This window comes from uncultured Holdemanella sp., assembly GCF_934772795.1.
Classification (GTDB): Bacteria; Bacillota_I; Bacilli_A; order Erysipelotrichales; family Erysipelotrichaceae; genus Holdemanella.
This window is the reverse complement of the sequence record NZ_CAKVMR010000108.1, coordinates 1-2,990: the sequence shown is the minus strand read 5'-3', so window position 1 is coordinate 2,990 and position 2,990 is coordinate 1. Positions and strand designations below refer to the sequence as shown.

The window sequence follows — 2,990 nt, the reverse complement described above, 5'->3', positions numbered from 1 at the left end:
AGGTAATAGCGAATATGCTTGTGGTACTGCAGTAGGACAATCCTCTTATGGAGAATATGGCAGATGGCTAAATAATTCGGTAAATGTTGTAGTACATGGATTGACTACAGAATCTGGAGGTTATACAGGACCTTTACAATATCTAATTAATGTTACTGTTAAAGATTCGGATAGATAATATGATGACTATATTTATTAAAAAAATGAAGAATTCATTTACTAACTATAACTATTTAATAGATGAATTCTTTTAGGAGGTCGCATATGAAAAAATCGGTTTTATTACTCTGTATTTTTTTACTTATTTTTTCGGGATGGTTTTCATTGAAAGATTTTACTAGAATATCAATTAGTAAGGCAACCACTATAGCTTATTATTGTGATCCACAAAAAAATTCTAGTGATAATTATCAATTGCAGATAGCTCATAATGTTGATGAAATACCATCAAGAGAATTTCATGAAACATTTGAATCACTTTTAATACAAAATCATCTTTATTCGCTTAAAGTTGTGTATACTTTTGAAAACCAGACAAATAGATCATTAATACAATTTTCTTATTCATCTAATACTCATGGTATTGAAAAACGAATGTGGTTGGATAATGGAGTTTTTGATCCAACAGTCATTGAAACTTATAGTACAGATAAAATAAACAAAAATACACATATAGCTTCATTCTTTCTAAATGATAAAATTGTCGAAGCGTTTCCTCTTGTATTAGATGAATCTAATGGAGGAATGTATAATCTTTTATCAACAGAAGGTTATGAAGAGTATCTTAAAGATAATATAGATCAATTTATATCAGATCTAGAAAAGATATATCCTGAGATAAAATACGGATTAAGCAATTATGCTAATGCAATAATAATCGGAAATCCTTCTGAACCATCTTACTTGGAAGAAGCGATAGAGTTAACATTTCTACATTTTATAACAGCTTTGGGTATTGCTGGAATTTTATCTATATTGCTATGCTCAAAATTTTTATCTTTGAGAAGAAAAATCTCGATTATGAAGATTGAAGGAATGTCAACGGGAAAAATTTTCTTTCAATTATATGAAAAATATTATTTGGTAGGTGTTTTGACCGGTCTAATACTAGCGGGTGGTTTTTCTTTTATATATTACAAAAATAATATTTATGCATTTAGAGTGTTATGGCTTGTTTCAACAATAGAATTTCTGATGTTTGCAGGTATTCAACAAATATTATCCTTTGTACTTATTCCAATGATTAGTTTGATGCCAATTGTATCGTCAGAAAAAGGAAAAAATAATTTAAAAAGTTTATATTATTTGTCACTGGCTATTAAACTATTTGCTGTTATTTTAATCGTTCCAAGAATAGTTACTGCTATTCCAGATATTCAATCGTACTTTTTGATGAAATCAAGGTATGAGAAGATAGATAATTCATTGAAGAATAATTATTTCTTTAATACAAGATTTGCATCCAATTATTTTAATGATTTTGGAAGTGACAGCTATAATAAAGTTTATGAATCGTTCACAAAGAATCATCTAATACGGTTTAATCGAGATTATTTATATGAAAATGAAACCGAGATGATACCTTGCTATGTTACAAAGATAGAATATATAGAAGATCAGGGGTTAATAAAAGATGGAATTGATTACGACAATGATATTGTTATTTATCTGAAAGAAGGCCAAAATTACGATTTAGAAAAAATAAAATATTTTGCACAATTTAAAACATTTGAAACTTCAAAAATAGATTTTGTTTATTATTCAAATCCACCAAAAACATATTCTCCTTATGAACTTTTATATTCAGATTATACAAATGGAGATCCAATTGTATGTGTACCTGAAGAAATAGCTGTAAAAGGACAGATTGAAGGAAGTTGTATATATTATGATGGCACTTTAGATGAAGTGCAAAAATATGTAGATGGTGTATTTAATGAAAATGGCTACGAAGCTGCGTTAAGAATGGGACCATCGGTGAAACTGTATGAACAATTCTATGCATATTACAGCAATATTTATACAAGAAATATAATCAGATTAATATTGATGCTTATAGCATATTTTTTGGCACATAGATTATTAGTTAGTACAGATATGGAGTGTAATAGAACAAGATATTATTTATCAAAAGTAGAAGGAGTAAGTCCTTATCCTGTTTGTAAATATATGATTAAAGTAGCTTCTCCAATGATTGTAGGAATTATCTTAGTTTGCATAAAGGGATTAGCTGAAACTACTGTAATGAATATTATATACACGGTGTTATTTTTGCTTATTATAGAATTAATTTCTTATATCTGGTTTAAAAATAAAGCAAAGAAAATATGGAGAGAATAATATGAACATTGAAATTAATCATTTAACAAAAAAATACGGAAATATTACTGTATTTGATGATATTAGTTTATCTATTCCAGATGAAAAAATGACTTGTATTTTTGGCAAAAGTGGATGTGGAAAAACAACACTTTTAGATATTATTGGATTTTTAGAACCATATCAGAATGGTGAAATTTTATACAATGGAAAAGAAGTAGAAAATAAAAAAGAACAGCAGAAAATGTTAAAGAAAGACATTGGATTCATCTTTCAAGATTATGGGTTAATTGAAAATGAAACAGTAGAACAAAATTTGCTACTTGTAGACAAGATAAAAAAAGATAAAAATCGTGAAAAGCATATTAAAACTGTATTTGAAGAATTACAACTTGAGGAATGCATGTTGAAAAAGAAAGTTCATGAACTTTCCGGTGGAGAACAGCAAAGAGTTACAATAGCTAAAATTATATTAAAAAACCCAAATCTAATATTGGCTGATGAACCAACTGCATCTTTAGATCCTGAGAATAAACAAATCGTATTAGAGTATCTAAAAAGTTTTGCTGAGTATGGAAAAACAGTTGTAGTGGTAAGCCATGATACAAATGTAATAGAATATGCTGATTATACAATTGACTTACAGAAATTAAAAAACGATTAAGATTTAG

At 27.7% G+C, this 2,990-nt stretch carries 2 protein-coding genes; both read left to right on the top strand.

Translation table 11 applies throughout. From position 1 onward, the window contains the following. Positions 1–264 precede the first annotated feature (264 nt). On the top strand, positions 265–2,340 hold the full coding sequence (locus tag Q0F04_RS11570; protein WP_295753449.1) for a hypothetical protein: 2,076 nt from the start codon (positions 265–267) through the stop codon (positions 2,338–2,340). A gap of 1 nt (position 2,341) precedes the next feature. Beyond that, complete coding sequence (locus Q0F04_RS11565; RefSeq protein ID WP_295753447.1) at positions 2,342–2,983, top strand: ABC transporter ATP-binding protein; 642 nt, start codon at positions 2,342–2,344, stop codon at positions 2,981–2,983. Positions 2,984–2,990 lie beyond the last annotated feature (7 nt).

Bases quoted from the DNA above. Each gene is read 5' to 3' on its own strand.
- Q0F04_RS11570 (WP_295753449.1), top strand. From the start codon at position 265: ATGAAAAAATCGGTTTTATTACTCTGTATTTTTTTACTTATTTTTTCG.
- Q0F04_RS11565 (WP_295753447.1), top strand. From the start codon at position 2,342: ATGAACATTGAAATTAATCATTTAACAAAAAAATACGGAAATATTACT.